Below are 21,874 nucleotides of genomic sequence, written 5' to 3' on the forward strand. Positions count from 1 at the left end.
GCTTAGAGGAAGCGCCAGAGGTGGTCGTCGGTGCCGTTGTCGTCCCATATGACGATCTGTGCGCCGCGGGTGGAGGAAGCGCCGCTGACGCCCAGGACCCGGCCGCCGTGGGCGCACTGGATGCGGAAGCGGCCGCTCGCGGTGTGGCGTAGCCGCCAGCGGTGGTCGTCGGTGCCGTTGTCCGTCCACTGCAGGACGCGGGCGCCGTTGGTGTTCGCCATGTTCTCGACACCGAGCACCTTGCCGCTGTGGGCGTTGCGGAGCCGGACGTAGCCGCCCGTGTCGAGGACGGCGGTCCAGAGGTGATCGGGCGTTCCGCTGTCGTCCCACTGGACGACCAGGCCCCCGTCCGACGTGGACATGTTCTGCACGCCGAGGACGAGACCGGTGGCCATGTTCTGGATGCGTCGAGTGCCGTTGGGCACGAACCACCATCGGTTGTCCGCGGTCCCGTTGTCGGAGTCCTGGACGGCCTGGGCACCGGCGGCGGTCGAGCCGTTGAGGATCGCCAGCAGTTTGCCGCTGTGGGCGTTGCGGATCTTGTGGGTGCCGTCGCCCGCGTCGATGACCGTCCAGCGATGGTCCGCCGTGCCGGTGTCGGACCACTGCAGCACGCGGGCGCCGTCCGCCGTCGACATGTTCTCGACGCCGAGGACCTTCCGGCTGTTGACGTTGCGGAACTTCACGGCGGAGCCGTCGACGGGCATCTCCCAGTCGTGGTCCGGGGTTCCGGTGTCGCCCCACTGCAGGGCCAGGGCACCGTCGGCCAATGACATGTCCGTCACGCCAAGGACCAGGCCGCTGGCGGCGTTGAACAGCCGGTAACTCGGGACGGCCTCGCCTCCGCCGGGTGCGCGCCAGTACACGGTGTAGTTGTGGCCGTGCGCGTCATAGAACGGGATGAGGCCCACCTGGGAGCCGTCGGCGGTGGCGGAGAAGGTCAGGGTGGTGGGGTCGGTGCGGGTGATCGACGCTACGTCCAGTGCCGGGAGGGTGCTGAGCGCGGTGTTGCCGTAGTCGCCCGACAGGACCGCCGGGCCGTAGGTGATCGCGGAGACGCCGGCGTCGTCGTTGGCGGCGCGCATGATCACCCGCATGGGGAGGCGGACGGTGACCCTGTCGCCGGACGTCCACGACCGGCTGAGGGTGGCGTAGCCGCCCGGGGTCGTGGCGATGCTCTGGGGCGCGCCGTTGACGCTGACCGTCGCCCCGCTGGTCCAGGACGGGATCCGGATGCGCATCGTCCACGTTCCGCCGACGTCGCCGGTGACCGTCAGGGTGGTGGTGTCGCTCGCCGGGTAGCTCGTGGCCTGGGTGACGGTGATCCCGCGCTGCGACCAGTTGAGCACCGATGGGGTGAACAGGTTCACCGTCAGCGTGGTGCCGTTTTGGAAGTAGATGGAGTCCATCAGCTTGGTGTTGGTCTCCAGGGCCGTCCCCTGACAGCACCAGAACGTGCCGTAGTCGGTGCTGAAGCTGCCCCCGCCGACCACCGGCCCTGCCCGGCCGCGGCGACCGCCCGGGTTGAGCCCGGTGAAGTAGCAGACGTGGCCGTGGCCGCTGGCGGGGTTCTGCTGGCCGATGAGGTGGTTGAGCAGCGCGCACTCGTAGAAGTCGAAGTACGCCGCCTGGTCCGGGTCCAGCAGCCACAGCTCCCGGGTCAGCTTGAGCATGTTGTAGGTGTTGCACGCCTCGGCCGTGTCGCTTTTCAGGTACGAGGCGATGGCGTGCGGCGCCCGGAAGTGTTCTGCCTGGCTGTTGCCGCCGATCGCGTAGGTGTGCGCGTCGACGGTGATGTTCCAGGCGTTGGCGGCGATATCGCGGTAGCGGGTGGTGCCGGTGGCCTTGAACTCCCGGGCGGCCCCGACCCACTTGGGGACCTGGGTGTTGGCGTGCAGGCCGTTGAGCCGGTCCGTGCCGTCCGCCAGCGGATCGAAGACGGCGGCGTGGTCGAATCGCCGCGCCACGGCGAGCCAGCGGGAGTCGCCGGTCTGCTGGTACAGGTCGGTCAGGACGGCGTTCATGCCACCGAACTCGACCCTCAGCGTGGTCTGCATCTGGTCGTACGTCAGCCGGCCGGTCCGCCAGTCGACCCACCCGGCGAACCGCAGCAGTACGTCCCGGGCCTGCGTGTTGCCGATGTACCGCCACACGTCCAGGAGGCCCGCCAGGGTCTTGTGGAGGCAGTAGTACGGCACGCCCTTGCGTGCGCCCGTTTCCACGGTGTCGAGGTCTGATTCGGGGAACCCGGACAGGTAGCCGGTGTTGAACCCCGCGACGGCGTTGTTCGCCTGGCACTTGGCCAGCTCGGCGACCATGCGGTTCGCCTTGTCCCGGCAGGTGGTGTCCCCCAGTACCACCCACGCCTGCGCCCAGGCGGTGAGGAAATGCCCCTGGCTGTGGCTGCGGAACTCGAAGTCGGGCGCCTCCCACCCACCGCACGGCGCCGCCCCCTGCGTGGACAGCCGGTGGTTCGCACGGAAGCTGTAGAGCAACCGGTCGACGTCGATGAAACGCAGGTACGCCAGCGTGCGGTTCTGGTTGTCCAGCCAGCGGCCGGCGGTCAGGCGGACCTGGCCCGGCTCGAACGGATGGGCCGAGACACCGATGTCGTCGCGGGCGGGCGGCACCGCGGCCGCGGCGATGCCGCCGCCGACGGCGGGCACGGCGGGCGCGACGACGGCGATGCCCGCGGCCTGAAGCAGCCGGCGGCGGCTGAGATGCGGGGACGGCATGACGGACTCCAAGATCGTTCAGCTGGGTGCGGGGAGGCCCGCCCGGCGCGGGGAGGGGCCGCGCCGGGCGGGGTGGTCAGGGAGTGACCCGGAATGTGGCGTCCTGCCGGTCGGTGGCGCTCGACGAGGCGCTGATCGGGTCGATCCGCAGCACGAAGCCGGAATGCCGGAGGTGGCGCGCCGGGTAGTTGTGGGAGCGGAACGACGACCAGCCGGCGTCGGCGAGACCCGCGGTGCGATGGAACGTGGCGTCGGCGTGGAACGTCGCCGTGCCGTCGTTCTGCTGGAGCCGGACCTCGAAGTCGCTGTGCCGGAGATAGTGGCCGGGGTGGTTCACGGACTCGAACGACACGCCGGCGGAATCGGCCAGGCCGGGCACCATCCGCCACATCTGATCCTGGTACGGGTCGAACGGGTACGCGTCGAGCCGCCCGACGTAGTTCGCGTGCCGGACGTAGCGGTCCGGGTAGTTGAACGACTTCAGCCGCACCCAGTCCGGTGTGCCCCAGCGGGCGACCAAGGCGTCGTACTCGGCGGCGGTGATCCCGGTGATCGAGCCGTGCTTGGAGTTCAGCGGCGGTGTGTAGTCGCGCTGGCTCATCGCCGTCCACGCCCCGCTGCCGAGGTCCGAGGTGGACCATGCGTAGTAGTCGTTGTTGACGGGGCTGAACGAGTCACCCCACAGCCGCCACCCGCCGCCTTCGTTGCTTTTGACCAGCAACGGCGCTTCGATCGCGTTCCCCTGCCTCAGCCCACCGGTATAGGTGGTGAAGCTGTTGGGCGCTCCGGTCGATGACCTCGCCCCGTAGAGGAGTCCGTTGGACAGGTTCTTGTAGTACAGGTACGTCGTACCTCCGTCGACCACGATGTCCCCGTCGAGAACAGCGAAGCCGGGGCTGAAGTAGACCTGCGGCGCGCTCACCGTGCGGAAGTCCGTGGTGTAGTTCACCATCAGCACGTCGCTGCCGTTGTTGGCGGAGTAGACGATGCCGTACTGCCCGCGGGAGGCGTCCCAGAACGCCGTCGGCGCCCAGGTATGGGTGCTCAACGTGTGCATCCTGATCCGGCGGTACCCGCTGAAATTCGTCAGGTCCGCGGAGTCCCATACGTGCAGGTACTGGTTGTCCTGCGAGAAATCGGTGCCGTTGAGGTCTGTCGCCAGCACGACGAACGTGCCGTCCTGCTGGCGGAACACGAACGGGTCGCGAAGGCCCCGCGTGCCCGCCGTCGGCGTGGCCACCGGGCCGTTCCCGTTCAGCGGCGCCCAGTTGAGCCCGTCCCGGCTGACCGCGAGGTGCAATCCGTAGTTCGCGCCCGCCCTCTGGGGCGTTTCGGTGAAGTACGCCATGACGTAGGCGCCATACGCCGCCGACGCCGCCGACGCGGCCGGCGGACCGTTGACCACGATGGCGGCGGCCGCCGTGAAGGCGCTGATGAGCAGTGTCAATGCTCTCCGGCGATTGATCAAGGCGCCGATCCTTTCCACAGAGACGACAAGGCATGGCCGTACCATTGGAAGTTCGAACAGCCACCGCCGGGGGCGGCCGCGCACATTGGGTCCGGATATCGCGGGGGTAGGGACGTACCAGGGATAATGTGAGCGATAACATATGTGGTGTCAAGACCGTGAACCATGAATGTTCGGCACTCGCTCCCTGGCTGACTGGCCCTGCTGCGCCCCCCGCCCAATGGTTGCCGGCGGGCTGACGCCGATATGATGTTTGCGCAAACACACATCTGGCTTGGGCATTAACATGGGCATCGAGCGCAGAAAGCAACTCCAGAGTGATCGATCACCCGCCTCGCCGGGCGGCGATGATTCTTGCGACCCGTACACCGGTCAGGGACTCTTCCGTTCGGCCGTCGAGTCGGCCAGGGCGCTGAGGTGCTCGTGGGCGGCTGATCGGCTACGTCGCCGGTACTCGGTGGGTGTCAGCCCGACCAGCGTCCGGAAGCGGCGCGCGAAGTATGTCGGGTCGGCCCAGCCGACGGCGGCGCCGACCCGGGCGGCCGGCAGGGTCGAATGTGCGAGCAACGTGGCGGCGCGCTCGGCCCGCACCCGGGCCAGGAAGCCCAGCGGCGTCAACCCGACGTGCCGTCCGAACAGCCTGCCGAGATGGGCGGGATCCAGATTGACCGCCCGGGCGAGATCGTCCAGCCGCCACGGATCGGCCGGTGCCTCCTCCAGCCGGGCGATGGTGGCGGCGACGGCGGGGTGGACGGCGGATTCCACCCGGCCGGGGCCACGGCCGTCGGCCAGGACGCCGAGCACGGTGACCAGCCGACCCAGCACGCGGCCCGGCCGCCGCCCCCGTCCGGCCCGGAGGTCGCGTTCAAGCAGGATGATCTCCTTGATGGCCTCCTCGGCGGCGGCCGGATCGACGGTCGTGACCGCCACGCCGTGCGTGCCGGACGCCACCGGATCGGTCCACAGCATCCGGCGCAGCATCGGGATGTCGACCAGCGCCGCCAGTTCGGCTCGGAGCGCCTGGGCGGACAGGCAGCAGTTGGCGACGGTCAGATCGGCGCAGTCCCGGAACCCGTGCCAGGCGCCGGGGCGGAGCACGATGACCTGACCGCGCCGCAGCGCGTGCTCGCCCCGGCTGGTCACGTGCCGGCCGCGGCCGGTTCCGATCACCGCGATCTCGACGAAGTCGTGCGCGTGGGGCTCGATGTCGGCGTCCAGGTGGTGGACGCCTCCCATGACCGGGCCCTCGCTGAACAGAGCGTGCTCGTGCAGCGTGGCGGTCATGTCGGGATCGTACGACTACTCGCCGGGATCGGCCTAGCCCGAAGCGGCTCGTCACGGCGACGCTGAGGTGTGTCCCAACGGCAGGAACCTCGGAGGTCAGCGATGACGACGCCCACGACCGACTCGTCCCAGAGCGACATCGATGCCGACGGCCGGGTGCCGGACGAGCTCGTCGCGGCCTACCGCGAAGCCGGTTTCGTTCGAGTGCGAGGCGTTCTCGAGCCGGAGCAGGTCGAGCGTTTCCGGACCTGCGCCGAGGGGTTCCTGGAGGCCCATCGCGCGGAGAGTCTGGAGAAGCAGGGCGTCTTCAGCCAGCTGGTCAACGTCTGGCAACGGGACGGGACACTGCGGGAGCTCACCTTCGACCGGCGGCTCGGCCGGATCGCCGAACAGCTCGCCGGGTTCCCGCTGCGGCTCTGGCACGACCAGATGCTGGTCAAGGAGCCGCACAACGACGCCGCCACGGAGTTTCACCAGGATCGCCCGTACTGGCCGCATGCAGGCGACCGGCTCCCGCTGTCGGCGTGGATAGCGCTGGTGGACGTTCCGCCCGAACGAGGCTGCATGACCTTCCTGCCGGGCACCCAGGATCGCACCGGCCTGCGCCCGCAGGACCTCCACCACGAGGACGACCTGTTCGCGACGGACCCGTCCTTGCGCTGGATCCCCCGCGTCACCGTGCCGCTGCGCGCCGGCGACTGCACCTTCCACAGCGGCTATACCGGTCACATGGCGCTGCCCAACCGCACCGACCGGGCCCGGCTCGCGCACGTCGTCATCTATATGGACGAGGAGACCCGCTACAGCGGGACTGAGCACATCGTGACCGATCTTCTCGGGCTCACCGCGGGCGACCGGCTGGACGGCGGCATCTTCCTCCGTCCCTGGGCTTGAGCCGGCCGAGAGGGACGCTCACGATAAGCACGTCAGGCCCCGGCGGATCGCCGGGGCCTGTTGGTGGACTGGGAACGGAGCCGGAACGGGGAAGGCTCGTTCAGCGGACTTTGGGGACGTTGCCGAAGAGGGGTGCCACCTGGGTCCAGCGGTGCAGCTGGCAGCCGTCCTTGCGGGTGAACTTGGTGTCGATCTCCTTGCCGTTCCAGGTGCCCTTGACCGTGGCGACCGCGGGGCCGCCGTAGATCTTGGTGCACATCTGGTCCTCGGGGACGGGCTTGAACGGGTCCTTGGTCTTGGCCAGAGCCGCGCAGGCTTCGGCGGCCTTGGGATGGGTGCCGCCGGGCGGTTCGCAGGTCAGTGTCCAGGTCTTGGCGGGGGCCTCCGCGGAGGCCCTGACCTCGATGGTGAGCGTGTCCGCCGGCGAGCTGGAGGGCTGCACGGACGTGGTGCCCGAAGGCTTGTCGGCGGGGGTTCCGTTGGCCTGTTCGTCGCCGCAGGCGGCCGAAGAGAGGAGCACGGCCAGCCCGGGCGCCACGAAAAGGAGCGTCCGATACCGCATGCGTGATTCGACGCAGGGGGGCTTCGCGCGGTTCCATGGGTGTGTGATGAATTTCGGGGACGACGTGCCGGCGGTCGGAGCCGCTGACGTTCCGCAGGACGCGTACCTGCTGGACGTGCGGGAACAGGACGAGTGGGACGCGGGTCACGCGCCGACGGCGGTCCACATCCCCATGGGCCAGCTGGGTGACCGTGCCGGAGAGGTTCCCCGTGACCAGGAGGTCTTCGTGATCTGCCGGTCCGGGCCCCGGTCCGCGCAGGTGACCGTGGCGCTCAACCAGGCGGGCTGGCTGGCCAAGAACGTCGACGGCGGGATGAAGGGCTGGGCCGAGGCGGGACGTCCGATGGAGGGCGGCGGCGACGGTCCCCCGTACGTGGCATGACGGTGGTCTTGCTCTTTTTCAGGTGATCTACGCCCTATTGGGCGGAAGCCGGGCCCTTGTACGATCGGGGCCGGCCACAGGACCGGTCCGATACGGCGCCGGTCCATTTCCGCGGGAGCTCGGGCCACTGCCGGGCTGAGAGGGCGGCCTTCGAGGCGTCGCCGACCGCATGAACCTGTCCGGGTAATGCCGGCGTAGGGAGTGTGTTCCGTGACGTCCGACGTGGGCGAGCGCCCGAACGAAGTCCCCTTCACTCTCGAAAAGCCCGCCCCCAAGGTCCTCGGGTTCTGGGACCAGGGCGCGTTCTGGGCGAACCTCGGGGTCAGCCTGCTGGCCTTCTCCGGCGCGTACACCGTCCTGGCGCCGGACACCGACGGCAATCCCACGCTGTCGATCATGGCGGGCATCGTCGCGATGGCGGTCGGGACGATCCTGGGCGGGCTGATGCTCGGCCTCGCCGCCGTCCCCGGTGCCCGCACCGGCCAGCCCGCGATGGTGCTGCTGCGCGGGCTGTTCGGCGCGAAGCTGTCGTACGCGCCGACCGTGCTGAACATCGCGCAGCTCGTCGGCTGGGGGACGTTCGAGCTGATCGTCATCGCGGACGCCGCGACCGAGCTGTGGGACGGGATACCGCGCTGGGGCTATGTGATCGCCGCCGGGCTGATCACGACGGTGCTGACGATCTGGCCGCTGGGGTCGGTGCGCCTGCTGCGCCGGTACGTGACGGTCGCCGTGGCGATCGCACTTGTGTACTTCTATTTCCAGATCCTCCGCGAGCCGCTGCCCGACCTCTCGCAGGGGTCGTGGGGCGGTTTCTGGATCGGTGCGGACGCGGCGCTCGCGGTGTCGATCTCCTGGGTGCCGGTCGCGGCCGACTACACCCGGCACTCGCGGACGGAGCGCGCGGCGTTCGGTGCCGCGGCCGTCGGTTACTCGGTGACGCAGATCGTCGCCTACGTTCTCGGCCTGCTGGCGCTGGCGCTGGTCGCGGGCAACACCGACAACGTCTTCGACCCGTTCCTGGGCGCCACGCTCGGCGTCGTCTTCTTCGCGGTGTTCGTGCTGCGGGAGGCGGACCAGTCGTTCGCCGACACCTACTCCACCGCCGTGTCCATCCAGAACCTCGCGCCGCGCGCCGACCGCCGTGTGCTGAGCGTCCTGCTCGGCATCGGCATCACCGTCCTCGCGCTGGTCCTGGACATCGGCGACTACGCGGGCTTCCTGTCGCTGATCGGGTCGGTGTTCGTGCCGATGCTCGGTGTGCTGGCCGCCGACTTCTTCCTCGGGCGGCGCCGCCGGGCCGGCGCCGCGGCGGGTGCCGGGGAGGGCCTGGACGGGTGGGACGTCTCGCGGACGGCGCCGTCCCGCTGGGGGATGATCGGTGCCTGGGCGAGCGGGTTCGTCGTCTACCAGCTCATCAACCCCGGCACCGTCAGCGGGTGGGCGGACTTCTGGATCGACGTGCGGGACGCCGTGCGTTTCGTCCCGCAGACCTGGATGAGCGCCTCGATGCTGTCGTTCCTGGTGTCCGGGTTCGCCGCTCTCCTCATCGGCCGTGTTACCAGACGGTAGCCTTACCAAAGGGTAAGGGTGACGTGGGAAGTTTCGGTGCAAGTTACCCGGCGCCATGCCGGGGTCCGGTGGCACGATGACAGGCGTGCATCACCACGTCCACGACCCGATCGCGCGCGCCGTCATCGAGAGCGCCGCCGACGCGATCGTGGCCGTTGACCAGCGGCACCGCGTCACGGTGTGGAACCCGGCGGCCGAGCGCATGTTCGGGTGGACGGCGCTGGAGATGGTCGGCCGGGTCCCGCCGATCGTCCCCGACGAGCTGAAGGCCGAGCACAACGCCGTCCAGGAGCGGCTCCTCACACGGCGGGCGGGCGACGGCGGGCAGATCTCGATCGCGACCCGCAGGTTCCACCGGGACGGCCGCCTCATCGACGTGCGGATCGACACGAGCCTGCTGAAGGACCCGTCCGGGAACCTGCTCGGCTGGGTCGGGGTGTACCACCCGGTGGACGAGGACGAGATCGTCCAGCACCACATGACCGAGCGGGCCCGGCTCGTCCGGCGGCTGAACGACATCGTCGCCGACCTGAACGCCGAACTGAACCTCGCCGTCGTCCTCGACCGGATCACCGCGGCGCTGATCGAGCTGACCGGCGCCGACGCGGGCGGGTTCGTGCGGATCGAGGGTGAGCGGCTGCGGCTGGTCAGCATGTCGGGGCTGCCCGAGCACATGCGCGGGACGTCCGCGGAGCTGCGGTCCAGCCTGGTCGGGGAGGTGCTGCGGTCCGGCAAGACCGTTCTGCTCGCGACGGGCGAGCGGCGCCTCGGCGACCTGATCTGGTCGGAGCTGTCCGGCCTCCACACGATCGCGCTCGGGCTGTCGTACCTGCAGAACCGGCCGTACGGCGCGCTCTACGCCCTGTTCTCCGGCAGCAAGGTCGGGCACACCGAGCTCGAGCTGCTGGAACTGCTCGCCGGGCACGCGGGGGTCGCGGTCGGCAACGCCGTCGCCTACGCGGAGGTCGTCCGGCAGCGGGCGCACGAACGCGCCGTCATCGACTCCAGCGCCGACGGCATCGCCGTGCTGGACCACGATCTCGTCGTCCGGCAGTGGAACCCCGCCGCGCACACCCTCACCGGCATCCCGCCGGAGGACGCGATCGGGCGGCCGCTGCCGTTCGACATGCCCGCGCTCGGGGAGATGCTGACGTTCCGGCTGGAGTCGGGGACGTGGCTGAACGTGCTGGCCGCCGAGATCGAGGAGACCGGCGAGCTGGTCGTCGACTTCCGTGACGTGTCCGAGGCGAAGGCGCTGGAGGAGGCCAAGGACCTGTTCCTCGCCACGACCAGCCACGAGCTGCGCACCCCGATCACGGTCGTGCAGGGGTTCGCGTCCACGCTGGTCAACCGGTGGGACGAGCTGGCCGACACCGACCGCCGCGCCGCCGTCGCCACCATCGCCGAACGCGCCCAGTCGCTCGGCCGCCTCGTGGAGCATCTGCTGCTGGGGTCCCGCGCGGGCGCCGACGAGCTGACCGTGACGATCGAGTCGTTCGACCTGGCCCGGGTGCTGGAGGGCGTCGTCGCGGGGTTCCGGTCGCTGTCGCCGCTGCACCGGGTCGAGCTGGAGATCGCGCCGGACCTGCCGCCGTGCCAGGGGGACGCGATGGCGACCGACATCGTCCTCGGGCAGCTGCTGGAGAACGCGTTCAAGTACTCCCCGGACGGCGGGACGGTCAGCGTCCGGGCGGTCCGCGAGAAGTCCGACGTCGTGGTGACGGTCGTGGACGAGGGGATCGGCATCCCGCCCGGCGACCATGAGCGGATCTTCGAGCGGTTCGTCCAGGGCGAGGCGGGGGACCGCCGGCGCTTCGGCGGCATCGGGCTCGGCCTCTATATCGTCAAACGCCTGACGGAGGCCCAGGGCGGAACGATCTCCGCACATCCGGGCGGAGCTGGCAACCGTGAGGTATCTCACACAAACCCGTACCGGCGGGGAGGAAAAGGATCGGCGACCCCGGCGACGGTGCCGCCCGGACGTCCGAACACCCTCCTGCGGGCGGCGGAGGGACGAGGACCCGCAGGTGGCGCGCACCCTGGAGACGGCACCTGCATGCGGCTCGTGCTCCGCGCGGCGGACTGACCGCCCGGCCGGACCCGACCCCGGCGGCGGTTACTCACCGTAAGGACAGTCCCTCGATGGTGCCGTGGTGAGACCGTTGTGACCAGGGCAATGAGCGGTCTCGACAGGTGGCAGGGTTGGCCTCTGCGGGAAAGTTCGGTGGCCCCGGGGTGTGACGGACGAAACGCGCGCGTGAGGAGTAAATCCGCCGTTGGCTGGATAGATCCTTTGATGGTTGCCGTTGGTGACGGGATTCCGATCCGGGGGTGATCACCGTGACCGGATGGGCGGTGACTCGTTGTGCAGGTGGCAGACTGAATCGTTCGCGTTTCCGGCCATGGCCATCAGGGCATTTCGGTCGTACCGGAAGCGCGATGACGGGAATCGTCCGGGTGAACGGAACCACGGGGAGGTGAGGGCGTCGAGCGTCGTACTGCTGCCACACGCACCGTCCAGCGTCGCGGTCGCCCGTAAGCGCCTCAGCTCGGAGCTGGTCGACTCCGGCGTCTACGAGACCATCGTGGACGACGCGGCCGTCATCGTCAGCGAACTCATCAGCAACGCCCTCCGGCACGCGCGGCCCCTGCCGTCCGGACAGGTGAGGGTCTGCTGGCTGCGCCGCGGAGACCTCCTCGAAGTGGAGGTGAGCGACGGCGGCGCCATGACCGAGCCGCGCCGCGGCCCGGGCACGCTGTCCTCGCTCGGCGGACGCGGGCTCGGCATCGTCGAGGCCCTGTCCGAAGGGTGGGGCGTGCGCCACGAGGAGGGCGCCACCACGGTGTGGGCCGTCCTGCGGGCCCCCAAGGCGTCCGGCGACGGCGGGGTGGCCGCCCCGGCCGGCGCCCAGGCCGTCATGCCCGACCTGTCCGACTTCCCGGATCTCACGGACGAACCAGGCGACGAAGCCCGCAACGGCACCAGATCGGCCCAGAGCAGCGCCTACCCCGCCTAGCCGGGATTCCCCGGCGGCCGCGCCTCAGATGTCGTCGCGGAGGATCGGGCAGGACATGCAGCGCGGGCCGCCGCGGCCGGTCCCCAGTTCGCTGCCGCTGATCCGGATGACCTCGATGCCCGCCGCCTCAAGCTGCGCGTTCGTCTCGATGTTGCGTTCGTAGGCGACGCACAGGCGCGGCGAGACCGCGAGCGTGTTGTTGCCGTCGTCCCACTGCTCGCGTTCCGCGGTGACCGGGTCGAGGCCGGTGTCGATCACCTTGAGCCGGTCCAGACCCATCGCCTCGGCCGCCGCCTCCAGGAACGGGCGCGGCTCGGCGACCCTCAGGCCCCCGTCGTCGAGCGTGACCGTGTAGGCCGTCAGGGAATGCGCGATCGGCGGGTACATGACGACGGTGTCGACGTCGACCATCGTGCACACCGTGTCCAGGTGCATGGTCGCCCGCTCCTGCGCGATCGGGACGGCCAGGACGGTGTGCGCCAGCCCCGCCCCGATCACCTGGCGGGCCAGCCGCTCGACGCCCGCCGGCGTCGTCCGCTCGCCCGTCCCGACCGCGATCACACCCGGGCACAGCAGCAGGACGTCCCCGCCCTCGAGATGTTCGAGGGACGGCGAGTACACCGGCTCCGCCCCGGCGAACCGGGGATGGTGCGCGTAGACGAGGCCGGTCAGCGCCGCCTCCCGCCGCCGGGCCTCCATGGTCAGGCTCGTCACCGCCACCCGGTCGCCGATCCAGGTGCTGTTGTCGCGGGTGAACAGCAGGCCGGGCAGCGGATCGACGATGAAGTCGAGCCGGTCCATCAGCCGGTACACCAGGCCGTGCCCCGCCTTCAGCTCCTCGTGCGCCAGCCCGGCGATCAGCGTGTGCGCCAGGTTCTCCGGGTCGAGATCGCGCAGGTGGCCCTCGACGACGCGGCGGAGCTGGTCCCCGAGGCGCAGGTCGACGATGGCGTCCGCGATCGCCTGCTCCCGCGCCGCCTCGTACTCCAGCGCGTCCTGCAGAAGCTCCGTCACGTACAGGACCTCGACGCCGTGCGACCGCAGCGCCTCGGCGAACGCGTCGTGCTCCTCCTGCGCCCGGCCCACCCACGGGATCGCGTCGAACAGCAGCTTGTCGCTGTTGCGCGGCGTGAGCCGCTTCAGCTCCGCGCCGGGACGGTGCAGCAGGACGGTCCGCAGCCGCCCGACCTCACTGGTGACCCGGTGCTCGTGCGCCGCCCTCGATGCCGTCACACTCCGCAGTCTAGGCGGGGCGTCGACGGGCGGATCGGCCGGACCGTCCCCCTGTGTCAGGATGCGGTCGTGGTCGGCAGGACGGCGGCGCTCCCGCTTCACCTCACCTCGGCGACGCTGCTGCGGGTGTCCGCCGAGGGCGTCGCGACGGCGCTGGTCCTGACCGTCCAGGCGCGCACCGGCAACGCCGCGACCGCCGGATACCTGCAGACCGCGATGACGCTCCCGTACGTGCTGAGCGGCCCGGTGATCGGGAACGCGCTGGACCGGGTGGGCCGTCCCCGCCGCGTCGCGGTCGTCCTCGCCGCCGGATACGCCGTCGCGACCGTGGTCCTGCTGGCGATGGCGGGACGGTCGCCGCTCGTCCTCGCGCTCCTCGTCGCCGCCGTGATCGGCTGCACCGAGCCGATCGTGGTGGCGCTGACCAGCCTGCTGCCCCGCTTCGTCCCCGCCGGGCGGCTGTCCCGCGCGTACGGGCTGGAGGCGTCCAGCTACAACCTCGCCGGGATCGCGGGCCCCGGCCTCGCCGCCGGGCTCGCCTCCCTGGCGGGCGGACAGTACGCCGGGGTCGCCATCGTCGCCGTCGGCGCCCTCGGCCTGCTGACCCTCCCCCTGCTGCCCTTCCCCGGCCCGTCCCCGTCCCCGTCCGGAGAATCGAGAACGCCCCCCGGCCCGAGCCCGGCCCCGGACGCGAGCCCGGCTTCGGATGTGAGCGCGGGTTCGGGCGTCGCGGTCGAGGCGGCGGGGGAAGGCGCGGTGTCCGGGGCCGCGGGATGGTTCTCGATGATGACGGGCGGGCTGACCGTCCTCGTCGAGGGACGGGTGCTGCGGGCACTGACGGTGGCCACAACGCTCGCGTGGATGGGGTTCGGCGGTGTCGCGGTGACGGCGGTGCTGCTCGCCGAGCACATCGGCGCCGCGCCCAGCGCGGGCGGGCAGATGCTCGTGGCGCTGGCGATCGGCTCGCTCATCGGTTCGCTCGCGTCCAGCCGGTGGCTGACGCCCAAGCACGGGGAACCGGTCATGATCGCAGGGCTCGTCGGGTTCGGGGCGTCCCTCGCGGCCCTCGCGGTGACGCCGTCCCTGCCGTGGGCGATGGCGGCGTCCGTCGTCGCCGGAATCTGTGAAGGACCCGTGTTCGCGGCCACGCTGATGCTCCGCCAGCGGGAGGCGCCACCGGATCGGCTCGGCCAGGTCAACACGACGGCGGGCAGCCTCAAGATCGGCGCGTCCGCGGTCGGCGCCGCGCTGACCGCCGCGTCCGCCGAGGCGATCGGGCCGGTCGGGCTGGTGCTCGCGATCGCCGGGTTCCAGTTCGCGGGCGCGGCCGCCGGGCTGCTGCTCCTGCGCGTCCCCGCACGTGAAAAACCTGTCGACCAGGTCAAGCGCGGCTCGTAACCTTCGGACCATGTTCTTCGCGGTCGGCACCCGGACGCTCGCAGGCCACGGCCTGCCGGGCGCGGTGCCGGCCGCCCTCCCGGCAGTCGCGGCGAACGCGGTCGTCACCGACGGCGCGCGAAGCTGACCCCTCTCCGTCCCACCTCCGGAGAACCAGCGGAGGGGGGTGGTCAAGCACTGCGCGTGTGCACGCGCAGGGGTTCTCACCGGATCCACCAGTGAGGACGAGACAATGGCCAAGCGGCTTTACGAGCGCGACAAGCCCCACCTGAACATCGGCACGATGGGGCACGTCGACCACGGCAAGACGACCCTGACCGCGGCGATCACCAAGGTGCTCGCCGACCGCGGGCTGGCGTCCGCCGTGCCGTTCGAGCGCATCGACCGCGCCCCCGAGGAGCGCGACCGCGGCATCACCATCAACGTCGCGCACGTCCAGTACACGACCGCGACCAGGCACTACGCCCATGTCGACATGCCGGGCCACGCCGACTTCATCAAGAACATGATCACCGGTGCGGCGCAGGTGGACGGGGCGGTGCTCGTCGTGTCCGCGCAGGACGGCGCGATGCCGCAGACCCGCGAGCACATCGTCCTGGCCCGCCAGGTCGGGGTCCGGCACATCGTGGTGGCCCTCAACAAGGCCGACATGGTCGAGGACACCGAACTGCTCGACCTCGTCGAGCTGGAGGTGCGGGAGCTGCTGTCGGAGTACGGGTTCCCCGGCGAGGAGATCCCGGTCGTCCGGGTGTCGGGCCTGCGGGCGCTGGAGGGCGACCCGTACTGGACGGCCCGGATCACCGACCTGCTCGACGCGATCGACGCGTACGTGCCGGTGCCGCCGCGGGTGCTGGACGAGCCGTTCCTCATGCCCGTCGAGAGCGTCCTCACGATCACCGGTCGCGGCACCGTCGTGACCGGCGTCGTCGCGCAGGGCTCGATACGCGTCGGCGACGCCGTCGAGGTCGTCGGGCTCGGCGAGACGTTCGGCACCGTCGCGACCGGGCTGGAGACGTTCGGCCAGTCGATGGACCACGCCGAGGCCGGTGACAACACCGCGATGCTGCTGCGCGGCGTCAAGCGGGACCAGGTCCGGCGCGGTCAGGTCGTCGGCGCGCCGGGCGCGATCCGGCCGCACCTGCGGTTCCGGGCGCGGGTCCGGGTGCTGACCGCCGACGAGGGCGGGCGGAGCAGGCCGTTCTTCCACGGGTACCGGCCGCAGTTCCACTTCCGCACCACGGACGTGGTCGGCGGCATCGACCTCGGCGGCGACGGCCGCATGGCGCTGCCGGGCGACTCGGTCGAGATGGCCGTCGAGCTGGGCAAGCCGGTCGCGATGACCGAGGGCCTCGGCTTCGCCGTCCGCGAGGGCGGCCGGACGGTCGGCGCCGGCACGGTCACCGGGCTGCTCGACTGACGGGACGGCCGCTCGACCAGCGGGACGGGGCCCGGCGGGAACGCCCGCCGGGCCCTCTAGCCTTGGTCGCGGAAATCTTCACATCCAGGTGGCCGAATCGTGAATGCCCGACTGGTCGCGAATCACTGGCGGAAGCGATCTTGATGTGGTGAGATTCCGCCATCATCCCCGCTGACAGCCCCCCTCTGGAGAACGTGTGCGATCCCCCCGCGCCCTGATCCCCCTCTTCTCGGTCTGCGCGGCGGCCGCGGTCGTGACCGCGGCCGCCACCGGTGCCGGCATCGAGGACCTGCCGGGCGGCGGAGGCCCCGCCCACGCCGACGGAGCCGCCGCCCGCCCCGACGCCGTGACGATCAACGCGATGACCTGGAACGTCTGCGGCGCCGCCGAGCCCGGCTGCCCGCTCGGCACCGCCCCCGCCGACCTCGCCGGGCAGATCGTCCAGCGGATGAACACCACCGAGGTCGGCGGACGCAAGGTCACCACGAACGCCGTGCTCCTCCAGGAGGTCTGCGAGGGCCACGTCCGCGACTTCAAGAAGGCCCTGGGCAAGTGGAGCTGGGCGTTCACACCGCTGCCCGAGGGCCCGGACTGCGCGCAAGGGCAGGGCCGCCTCGGCGTCGCCATCGGCACCGACGCGCCCCTCACCGAGACCGGCGAGAACAAGCTGCCCGCACCTCCCGGCCGGGCCCACGTCGCCCTGTGCGGCGAGGTCCCGTCCTGGGCGACCCGGGTATGCGTCACACAGCTCAACTCGTCCGAGAACGGTGACTGGCGCCGCAAGCAGGCCCGCGCCCTCGTCGCCCTGGCCGGCACCGGCCGCGTCCTCGTCGGCGGCGACCTCGCCGACACCCCCGGCAGCCCGGCCCTCGACCCGCTCTACGAGGTCTATTCCGAGTGCGACCAGTCCGGCACGTCCCGCACAGGCGCCAAGACCCGCCAGAACTGGCAGGGCGCCGCGGTCGCGAAGACCGACTACCTCTTCATCACCAAGTCGGCCGCCGTGTCCTGCAGCGTCCCCATGGACCGCGTAAAGCCCTCCGACCACCGCCCTCTCTCCGCCGCGGTCCGCTACCGCTGACCACCGGAGGCGTCGGTCGTTGACCGCGAGTGCGTCGCCGAACAACACATTCGCCGTTGTTCGGCGACACCTCGCCCGACCTGAAGGCCGGCGCACGGCGCGCTCTCAGGGCTCGTGCGAAGGGACACCGGCGACCTCAGCCGACACCCGGCCCCAGCCGTCGCGATCGCGTCCGAAGGCAGGTTCGAGCCCGCGAGAACTTGATCGCGTAGCGGAGCCGGGGTTGCGGCGATCGCGTTAGTGCACGGCTCGGTCTTCGCCCTGCCAGTAGGGGGCGCGGAGCTCGCGCTTGAGGATCTTGCCGGTGGGGTTGCGGGGGATCTCGTCGCGGCGTTCCACGGAGCTGGGGCACTTGAAGTGGGCCAGGTGCTCCCGGCAGTAGTCGATGATGTCCTGCTCGGGCACGTCCGAGGACAGCACCACGAGGGCCTTGGGCGTTTCGCCCCACCGCTCGGACGGGACGCCGATGACCGCGCAGTCGGTGACCTCGGGATGGCTCATCAGGACGTTCTCCACCTCGGCGGGGTAGATGTTCTCGCCCCCGGAGATGATCATGTCCTTGACGCGGTCGTGGATGTAGAGGTAGCCGTCCTCGTCGAGGTAGCCGGCGTCGCCGGTGCGGAACCAGTTGTCCTCCGACAGCGCGGTCGCGGTCGCGTCCGGCAGGCCCCAGTAGCCCTTCATGTTCTGCGGGGTCTGGCAGACGATCTCGCCGACCTGGCCGGGCGGCATCTCCTCCTGCGTCGCCGGGTCGACGATCTTGAGGTTGCACGTCGCGTTGGGCAGGCCGGCGCTGCGCAGCCGGTGCGCGTTCGGGCCGTCGGGGTCGTGGTCCTCGGCGGGCAGCATGGTGATCGCGCCGGTGACCTCCGTCAGCCCGTACACCTGCATGAACTCGGCGTCCGGCAGCATCTCCATGGCGGCGCGCAGCACGCCCTCGCTGATCGGCGAGGCGCCGTACAGCATGAGCTGGACGCTGGACATGTCGGCCGCGGTCACCTCGGGGATCAGCGGCATGAACTGCAGCAGCACCGGGACGAGGAAGATGTGCGTGACGCGGTGCCGCTCGATGCCCTGCGCGATGAGCGTCGGGTCCGGCTCCCGGGCGATGACGCCGGCGAGGCCGTTGTAGACGGTGGAGACGGTGAGGACGTTGCCCGCCACGTGGTACATCGGCATCGCGACCATCAGGACGGACGATTCGTCGATGTCCCACACGTCGTTGGTCACGGTCAGCGCGGCGAGGAAGTTGTCGTGCGTCAGCATGACGCCCTTGGGCAGGCCCGTGGTGCCCGACGAGTACAGCTGGACGAACACGTCCGCGGTGTCCGGCTCGTGCTCCGGCGGGGGCCCGGATGCTTCGTCGACCCAGGCGGCGTAGTCCTTGTACCGGTGGTCGGAGCCGCCGATGACCACCATGGTGGTGGTGTGCTCCAGCTTCTCGGCGATCGCGTCGAGGACGGGGACGAACTCGGGGCCGACGACGAAGACCTTCGCCTGCGCGTTGTTGACGATGTAGGCGACCTCGTCAGGCGCCAGCCGGTAGTTCACCGGCACCTGGGCGGCGCCGACCCGCGCCGCGCCGAAGAGCTGCTCGGCGTACTCCAGGGAGTTCTTGTCTAGCACCGCGACGCGGTCGCCCGGCACGATGCCGACGGCGGCCAGCGCGGAGGCCACCCGATCGACGCGCCGGTCGAAGTCGCCGTAGGTGATCTCCGTGTCGCCCGCGATGAACGCGACACGATCGGGATGCGAGCCTGCGCGTTCGCGCAGCACCTCGGTAAGGCCTGGCACGGTATGTCCCTTCGCCGATGACCGCCTGGTTATTCCGGCATCATGCGGTCACCGGCGATGCCCCGGCAAGAGGTGCGGCCCACTCGGCTAGTTACTTTTTGACATCTTGGAGACGGCGGTTACGGCAAGTACCACCACGACGGCGATGAGTCCGATGAAGAAGAAGAACTTCAGCATCGAGATGATCGACCCGATGACGGTCATCACCAGCCATATCGCGAGGACGACACCGAGGATGGTCAGAACTGTCTTACCCATGTCCTCACCGTATGCGCTCGTCTCGCCGAGGTCATCACCCTTGGGGACGACCCTGGGCGGATCAGGCCCCGCCGCTCGGCGGAGGCCCACCCTGATGCGGGCCTCCGGGTCCGGGCGGCGGGTAGGGCTGCCCTGACGGAGCCGGCGGCTGGATCGGCTGCCCCGGCACCGGCGGCTGCCCCGGCATCTGCTGGCCGGGCATCTGCTGGCCGGGCATCTGCTGGCCGGGGGCGGGCGGATAGGGCCGGCCGTGACCGCCGGGCTGCGGGAAGGGCTGACCGGACGGCCGCCTCGGCGCGAGGCTCCCCGCGACCATCGCGACGCGCAGCCCCCCGATGATTCCCGCCACCAGCGGCGCCAGCAGGTCCTCCACATCGAAGTGGTACTTCATGACGTCGACGAGGAAGTCCCCGCCGGGGACGCCGCCGTGCGTCACCGCGTAGGTGATCACGCCGAGCCGGTTCCCCACGTAGAGGGCGACGATCGCGGAGATCACCGCGACGATCGGCGCGACCGGCCCGCGCGGGCGGGTGAGCATGAGCCCGATCGCGGTGAAGAAGCCGACGAGGACGCACGCGAACGCGTAGTAGCCGGTCGAGTGCCGGACGGCTTCCAGCAGGTCGGTCTGGTAGAGGCGGGCGAACATCATGATCGCGCCGACGGCCGTGGCGACCGCGCCGCCGAGGAGGACGAGCGCGATGGTGCCGGCGACGGGGGTGGCGGGGCGCGTCTGAGCCATCCGGACATTAAAGCGGTGATCGTCCCCTGTCGCGACGTGATGGCCCGAGGACGCGAACACTCCTTACAGGGTGATGACGGACGATGTGGTCTTGTTGCGCTGGCCGTAGCGTGGGGCCTGTGAACTCCGTGTCCCATGCCGGCCGCGTCCTGGTGGTCGACGACGACCCGACCGTGGCCGAGGTCGTCGCCCGTTACCTGGCCCGCGACGGGCACGAGGTGGTGTGCGTCGCGGACGGCCTGGCCGCCCTGCGCAAGGCCCTCGACCATCCGCCCGACCTCGTCGTCCTGGACCTGATGCTCCCCGGCATGGACGGTCTGGAGGTGTGCCGGCGGCTCCGCCGGACCTCGACCGTCCCGATCGTGATGCTGACGGCGCTCGGCACGGAGACCGACCGGCTCGTCGGGCTGGAGACCGGCGCCGACGACTATGTGACCAAGCCGTTCAGCCCGCGTGAGCTGGCGCTGCGCGTCCGGTCGGTGCTGCGCCGGGCGCGGGGCACGCTGGTGCCCACCGGCCCGTCCGGTCCGCTCCGCGACGGCGACCTGGTCGTGGACGTCAGCGCGCACGAGGCCGGGCTGCGCGGTGAGCATCTGGCGCTCACGTCCCGCGAGTTCGACCTGCTGGCGTTCCTGCTGCGCCATCCCCGGCAGGCGTTCACCCGCGACGAGCTGCTCGAACGCGTCTGGGACTGGACGTTCGGCGACTCGTCCACGGTGACCGTGCACGTCCGCCGGCTCCGGGAGAAGATCGAGGACGATCCGACCACGCCGCGCCGCATCGTCACCGTCTGGGGCGTCGGCTACCGGTACGAGCCCGTCGACCCGGAGGCCGCCGCCGGCGCGGGGGACGGACGATCATGATCCCGTTCGAGGACCTCCTCTGGGTCGTCTTCTACGCGGTGCTCGCCGCGTCCGTCGTCGCGGCCGTCGCGCTGGGGCTGCTGTTCGTGCTGCGCGACCGCTCGATCGCCATCCAGATGATCATCGTGTGCGCGGCGACCATGCTGGCGACCGTCTCCGGCATCCTCGTGATCTCGTTCATGATGCTGCTGAACGATCATGACCGCGCGGTGGTGCTCGCCGTGGTGACATCCGCCGGGCTGGTCGCGATGGCGGTGTCGGCCCTGCTCGGGCGGCGCCTGGTCGCGGCGAACCGGATACTGGTGGAGGCCGTCCGCGCCGACCGCTTCCGCCCGCCGTCCGCGCATCTCCCGGCCGAGCTGGCCGAGCTGTCACGCGAGCTGGAGGCCGCCTACGAGCGGCTGGCCGCGTCCCACGAACGCGAGCAGGCCCTCGAGACCAGCCGCCGCGAGCTGGTCGCCTGGGTGAGCCACGACCTGCGCACCCCCCTGGCGGGCCTCCGGGCGATGGCCGAGGCGCTGGAGGACGAGGTCGTCGCCGACCAGGGCACCGTCCGGCGCTACCACGGGCGCATCCGCGTCGAGGTGGAGCGGCTCACCGAGATGGTGGACGACCTGTTCGAGCTGTCCCGCATCCATGCCGGGGCGCTGCGCCTGTCCCGGCAGCGCGTCGGACTCGCCGATCTGGTCGCCGAGGCCGTCGCGGGAGCGGAGGCCCTCGCCCGCGCCAAGGGCGTCCGGCTGCACGGCGACGTCCGGGAGGGCCTGCCCGTCCAGGTGGACACGGGCGAGCTGGGCCGCGCGCTGCGCAACCTCGTCGTCAACGCGATCAGGCACACGCCGAGCGACGGCGCGGTCGAGATCATCGGTGAGGTCCGCGGCGGGGAGGCGCGGGTGACGGTGGCGGACGCCTGCGGCGGCATCCCCGACGACGATCTGCCGCGCGTGTTCGACGTCGCGTTCCGCGGTGAGGCGGCCCGGACACCGGGCGGCGGCGCGGGCCTCGGCCTCGCCATCGCCCGCGGCATCGTGGAGGCCCACGCGGGCGAGATCGGCGTCGCCAACGACGGTCCGGGCTGCCGTTTCGAGGTCCGCCTGCCGCTGACGATCTGAAGCGTCGCGCTCACCGAGGGTGATCTGGACGGCGCATGTTCACCGGGCGGCCGCGCGGGCGTCAT

General features: G+C 70.9%; 18 protein-coding genes and 1 riboswitch. Of the genes, 10 read left to right on the plus strand and 8 right to left on the minus strand.

All coding sequences use genetic code 11. The features are described from left to right. Positions 1-2: 2 nt before the first annotated feature. The 3 genes from ACTWPP_RS07415 to ACTWPP_RS07425 form a co-directional block, all read right to left on the minus strand. The gene (locus ACTWPP_RS07415; protein WP_443103323.1) at positions 3-2,735 is read right to left on the minus strand and encodes a beta-L-arabinofuranosidase domain-containing protein; all 2,733 of its coding nucleotides are present in this window, start codon (positions 2,733-2,735) and stop codon (positions 3-5) included. 76 nt (positions 2,736-2,811) lie between these two features. Beyond that, positions 2,812-4,203 carry a glycoside hydrolase family 43 protein gene (locus ACTWPP_RS07420; RefSeq protein WP_443103324.1) on the minus strand — a complete coding sequence of 464 codons (1,392 nt, stop codon included), beginning with the start codon at positions 4,201-4,203 and terminating at the stop codon, positions 2,812-2,814. A 372-nt stretch (positions 4,204-4,575) separates the two neighbouring features. Further along, the gene (locus ACTWPP_RS07425) at positions 4,576-5,487 is read right to left on the minus strand and encodes an AraC family transcriptional regulator (RefSeq protein ID WP_443103325.1); all 912 of its coding nucleotides are present in this window, start codon (positions 5,485-5,487) and stop codon (positions 4,576-4,578) included. A 102-nt stretch (positions 5,488-5,589) separates the two neighbouring features. Here ACTWPP_RS07425 and ACTWPP_RS07430 point away from each other — a divergent pair, with 102 nt between their 5' ends. After that, positions 5,590-6,381: a phytanoyl-CoA dioxygenase family protein gene (locus ACTWPP_RS07430; RefSeq protein WP_443103326.1), complete on the plus strand. Its 792-nt coding sequence runs from the start codon at positions 5,590-5,592 to the stop codon at positions 6,379-6,381. 100 nt (positions 6,382-6,481) lie between these two features. On the opposite strand, the gene ACTWPP_RS07435 is transcribed toward ACTWPP_RS07430, so the two are convergent. Next, entirely contained in the window at positions 6,482-6,919 is a 438-nt protein-coding gene (locus ACTWPP_RS07435; RefSeq protein WP_443103327.1) for an SSI family serine proteinase inhibitor, read from the minus strand. Between the two features lie 70 nt (positions 6,920-6,989). Between ACTWPP_RS07435 and ACTWPP_RS07440 the strand changes: the two genes are divergently transcribed. The 4 genes from ACTWPP_RS07440 to ACTWPP_RS07455 all read left to right on the plus strand — a co-directional run bounded on the left by ACTWPP_RS07440 (position 6,990) and on the right by ACTWPP_RS07455 (position 11,914). Next, on the plus strand, positions 6,990-7,325 hold the full coding sequence (locus ACTWPP_RS07440; protein ID WP_443103328.1) for a rhodanese-like domain-containing protein: 336 nt from the start codon (positions 6,990-6,992) through the stop codon (positions 7,323-7,325). A 101-nt stretch (positions 7,326-7,426) separates the two neighbouring features. Then, positions 7,427-7,543, plus strand: a riboswitch (TPP riboswitch). Continuing rightward, positions 7,536-8,897, plus strand: a complete 1,362-nt coding sequence (locus ACTWPP_RS07445) for a purine-cytosine permease family protein (RefSeq protein WP_443103329.1) — start codon at positions 7,536-7,538, stop codon at positions 8,895-8,897. Its footprint overlaps the riboswitch before it by 8 nt. Positions 8,898-8,973: 76 nt before the next feature. Beyond that, a complete protein-coding gene (locus tag ACTWPP_RS07450; protein ID WP_443103330.1) occupies positions 8,974-10,983 on the plus strand; it encodes a PAS domain-containing protein in 2,010 nt (669 codons plus the stop codon). 391 nt (positions 10,984-11,374) lie between these two features. Next, positions 11,375-11,914 carry an ATP-binding protein gene (locus tag ACTWPP_RS07455; RefSeq protein ID WP_443103332.1) on the plus strand — a complete coding sequence of 180 codons (540 nt, stop codon included), beginning with the start codon at positions 11,375-11,377 and terminating at the stop codon, positions 11,912-11,914. 24 nt (positions 11,915-11,938) lie between these two features. On the opposite strand, the gene ACTWPP_RS07460 is transcribed toward ACTWPP_RS07455, so the two are convergent. Further along, entirely contained in the window at positions 11,939-13,147 is a 1,209-nt protein-coding gene (locus tag ACTWPP_RS07460) for an arginine deiminase (protein ID WP_443103333.1), read from the minus strand. A 69-nt stretch (positions 13,148-13,216) separates the two neighbouring features. Between ACTWPP_RS07460 and ACTWPP_RS07465 the strand changes: the two genes are divergently transcribed. The 3 genes from ACTWPP_RS07465 (at position 13,217) to ACTWPP_RS07475 (ending at position 17,043) form a co-directional block, all read left to right on the plus strand. Continuing rightward, positions 13,217-14,545 carry an MFS transporter gene (locus tag ACTWPP_RS07465; protein WP_443103334.1) on the plus strand — a complete coding sequence of 443 codons (1,329 nt, stop codon included), beginning with the start codon at positions 13,217-13,219 and terminating at the stop codon, positions 14,543-14,545. Positions 14,546-14,777: 232 nt separating this feature from the next. Further along, on the plus strand, positions 14,778-15,962 hold the full coding sequence (gene tuf / locus ACTWPP_RS07470) for an elongation factor Tu (RefSeq protein WP_443103335.1): 1,185 nt from the start codon (positions 14,778-14,780) through the stop codon (positions 15,960-15,962). 196 nt (positions 15,963-16,158) lie between these two features. Then, positions 16,159-17,043, plus strand: a complete 885-nt coding sequence (locus ACTWPP_RS07475; RefSeq protein WP_443103336.1) for an endonuclease/exonuclease/phosphatase family protein — start codon at positions 16,159-16,161, stop codon at positions 17,041-17,043. Between the two features lie 237 nt (positions 17,044-17,280). Here the strand turns inward: ACTWPP_RS07475 and ACTWPP_RS07480 are convergent, their stop codons facing one another. The 3 genes from ACTWPP_RS07480 to ACTWPP_RS07490 all read right to left on the minus strand — a co-directional run bounded on the left by ACTWPP_RS07480 (position 17,281) and on the right by ACTWPP_RS07490 (position 19,834). Further along, the gene (locus tag ACTWPP_RS07480; RefSeq protein WP_443103337.1) at positions 17,281-18,837 is read right to left on the minus strand and encodes a long-chain-fatty-acid--CoA ligase; all 1,557 of its coding nucleotides are present in this window, start codon (positions 18,835-18,837) and stop codon (positions 17,281-17,283) included. Positions 18,838-18,924: 87 nt separating this feature from the next. Further along, positions 18,925-19,095, minus strand: coding sequence for a hypothetical protein (locus ACTWPP_RS07485; protein WP_443103339.1), 171 nt, complete (start codon positions 19,093-19,095; stop codon positions 18,925-18,927). Positions 19,096-19,156: 61 nt separating this feature from the next. Then, positions 19,157-19,834: a hypothetical protein gene (locus ACTWPP_RS07490; protein WP_443103340.1), complete on the minus strand. Its 678-nt coding sequence runs from the start codon at positions 19,832-19,834 to the stop codon at positions 19,157-19,159. A gap of 119 nt (positions 19,835-19,953) precedes the next feature. On the opposite strand from ACTWPP_RS07490, the gene ACTWPP_RS07495 reads away from it, so the two are divergent. Both ACTWPP_RS07495 and ACTWPP_RS07500 read left to right on the plus strand, forming a co-directional pair. Beyond that, the gene (locus ACTWPP_RS07495; protein WP_443103341.1) at positions 19,954-20,697 is read left to right on the plus strand and encodes a response regulator; all 744 of its coding nucleotides are present in this window, start codon (positions 19,954-19,956) and stop codon (positions 20,695-20,697) included. Further along, positions 20,694-21,809: a sensor histidine kinase gene (locus tag ACTWPP_RS07500; RefSeq protein WP_443103342.1), complete on the plus strand. Its 1,116-nt coding sequence runs from the start codon at positions 20,694-20,696 to the stop codon at positions 21,807-21,809. The genes ACTWPP_RS07495 and ACTWPP_RS07500 overlap by 4 nt, the downstream gene beginning before the upstream one ends. Positions 21,810-21,874: the final 65 nt, after the last annotated feature.

The organism is Actinomadura sp. 3N407, from assembly GCF_052245875.1.
Classification (GTDB): Bacteria; Actinomycetota; Actinomycetes; order Streptosporangiales; family Streptosporangiaceae; genus Spirillospora.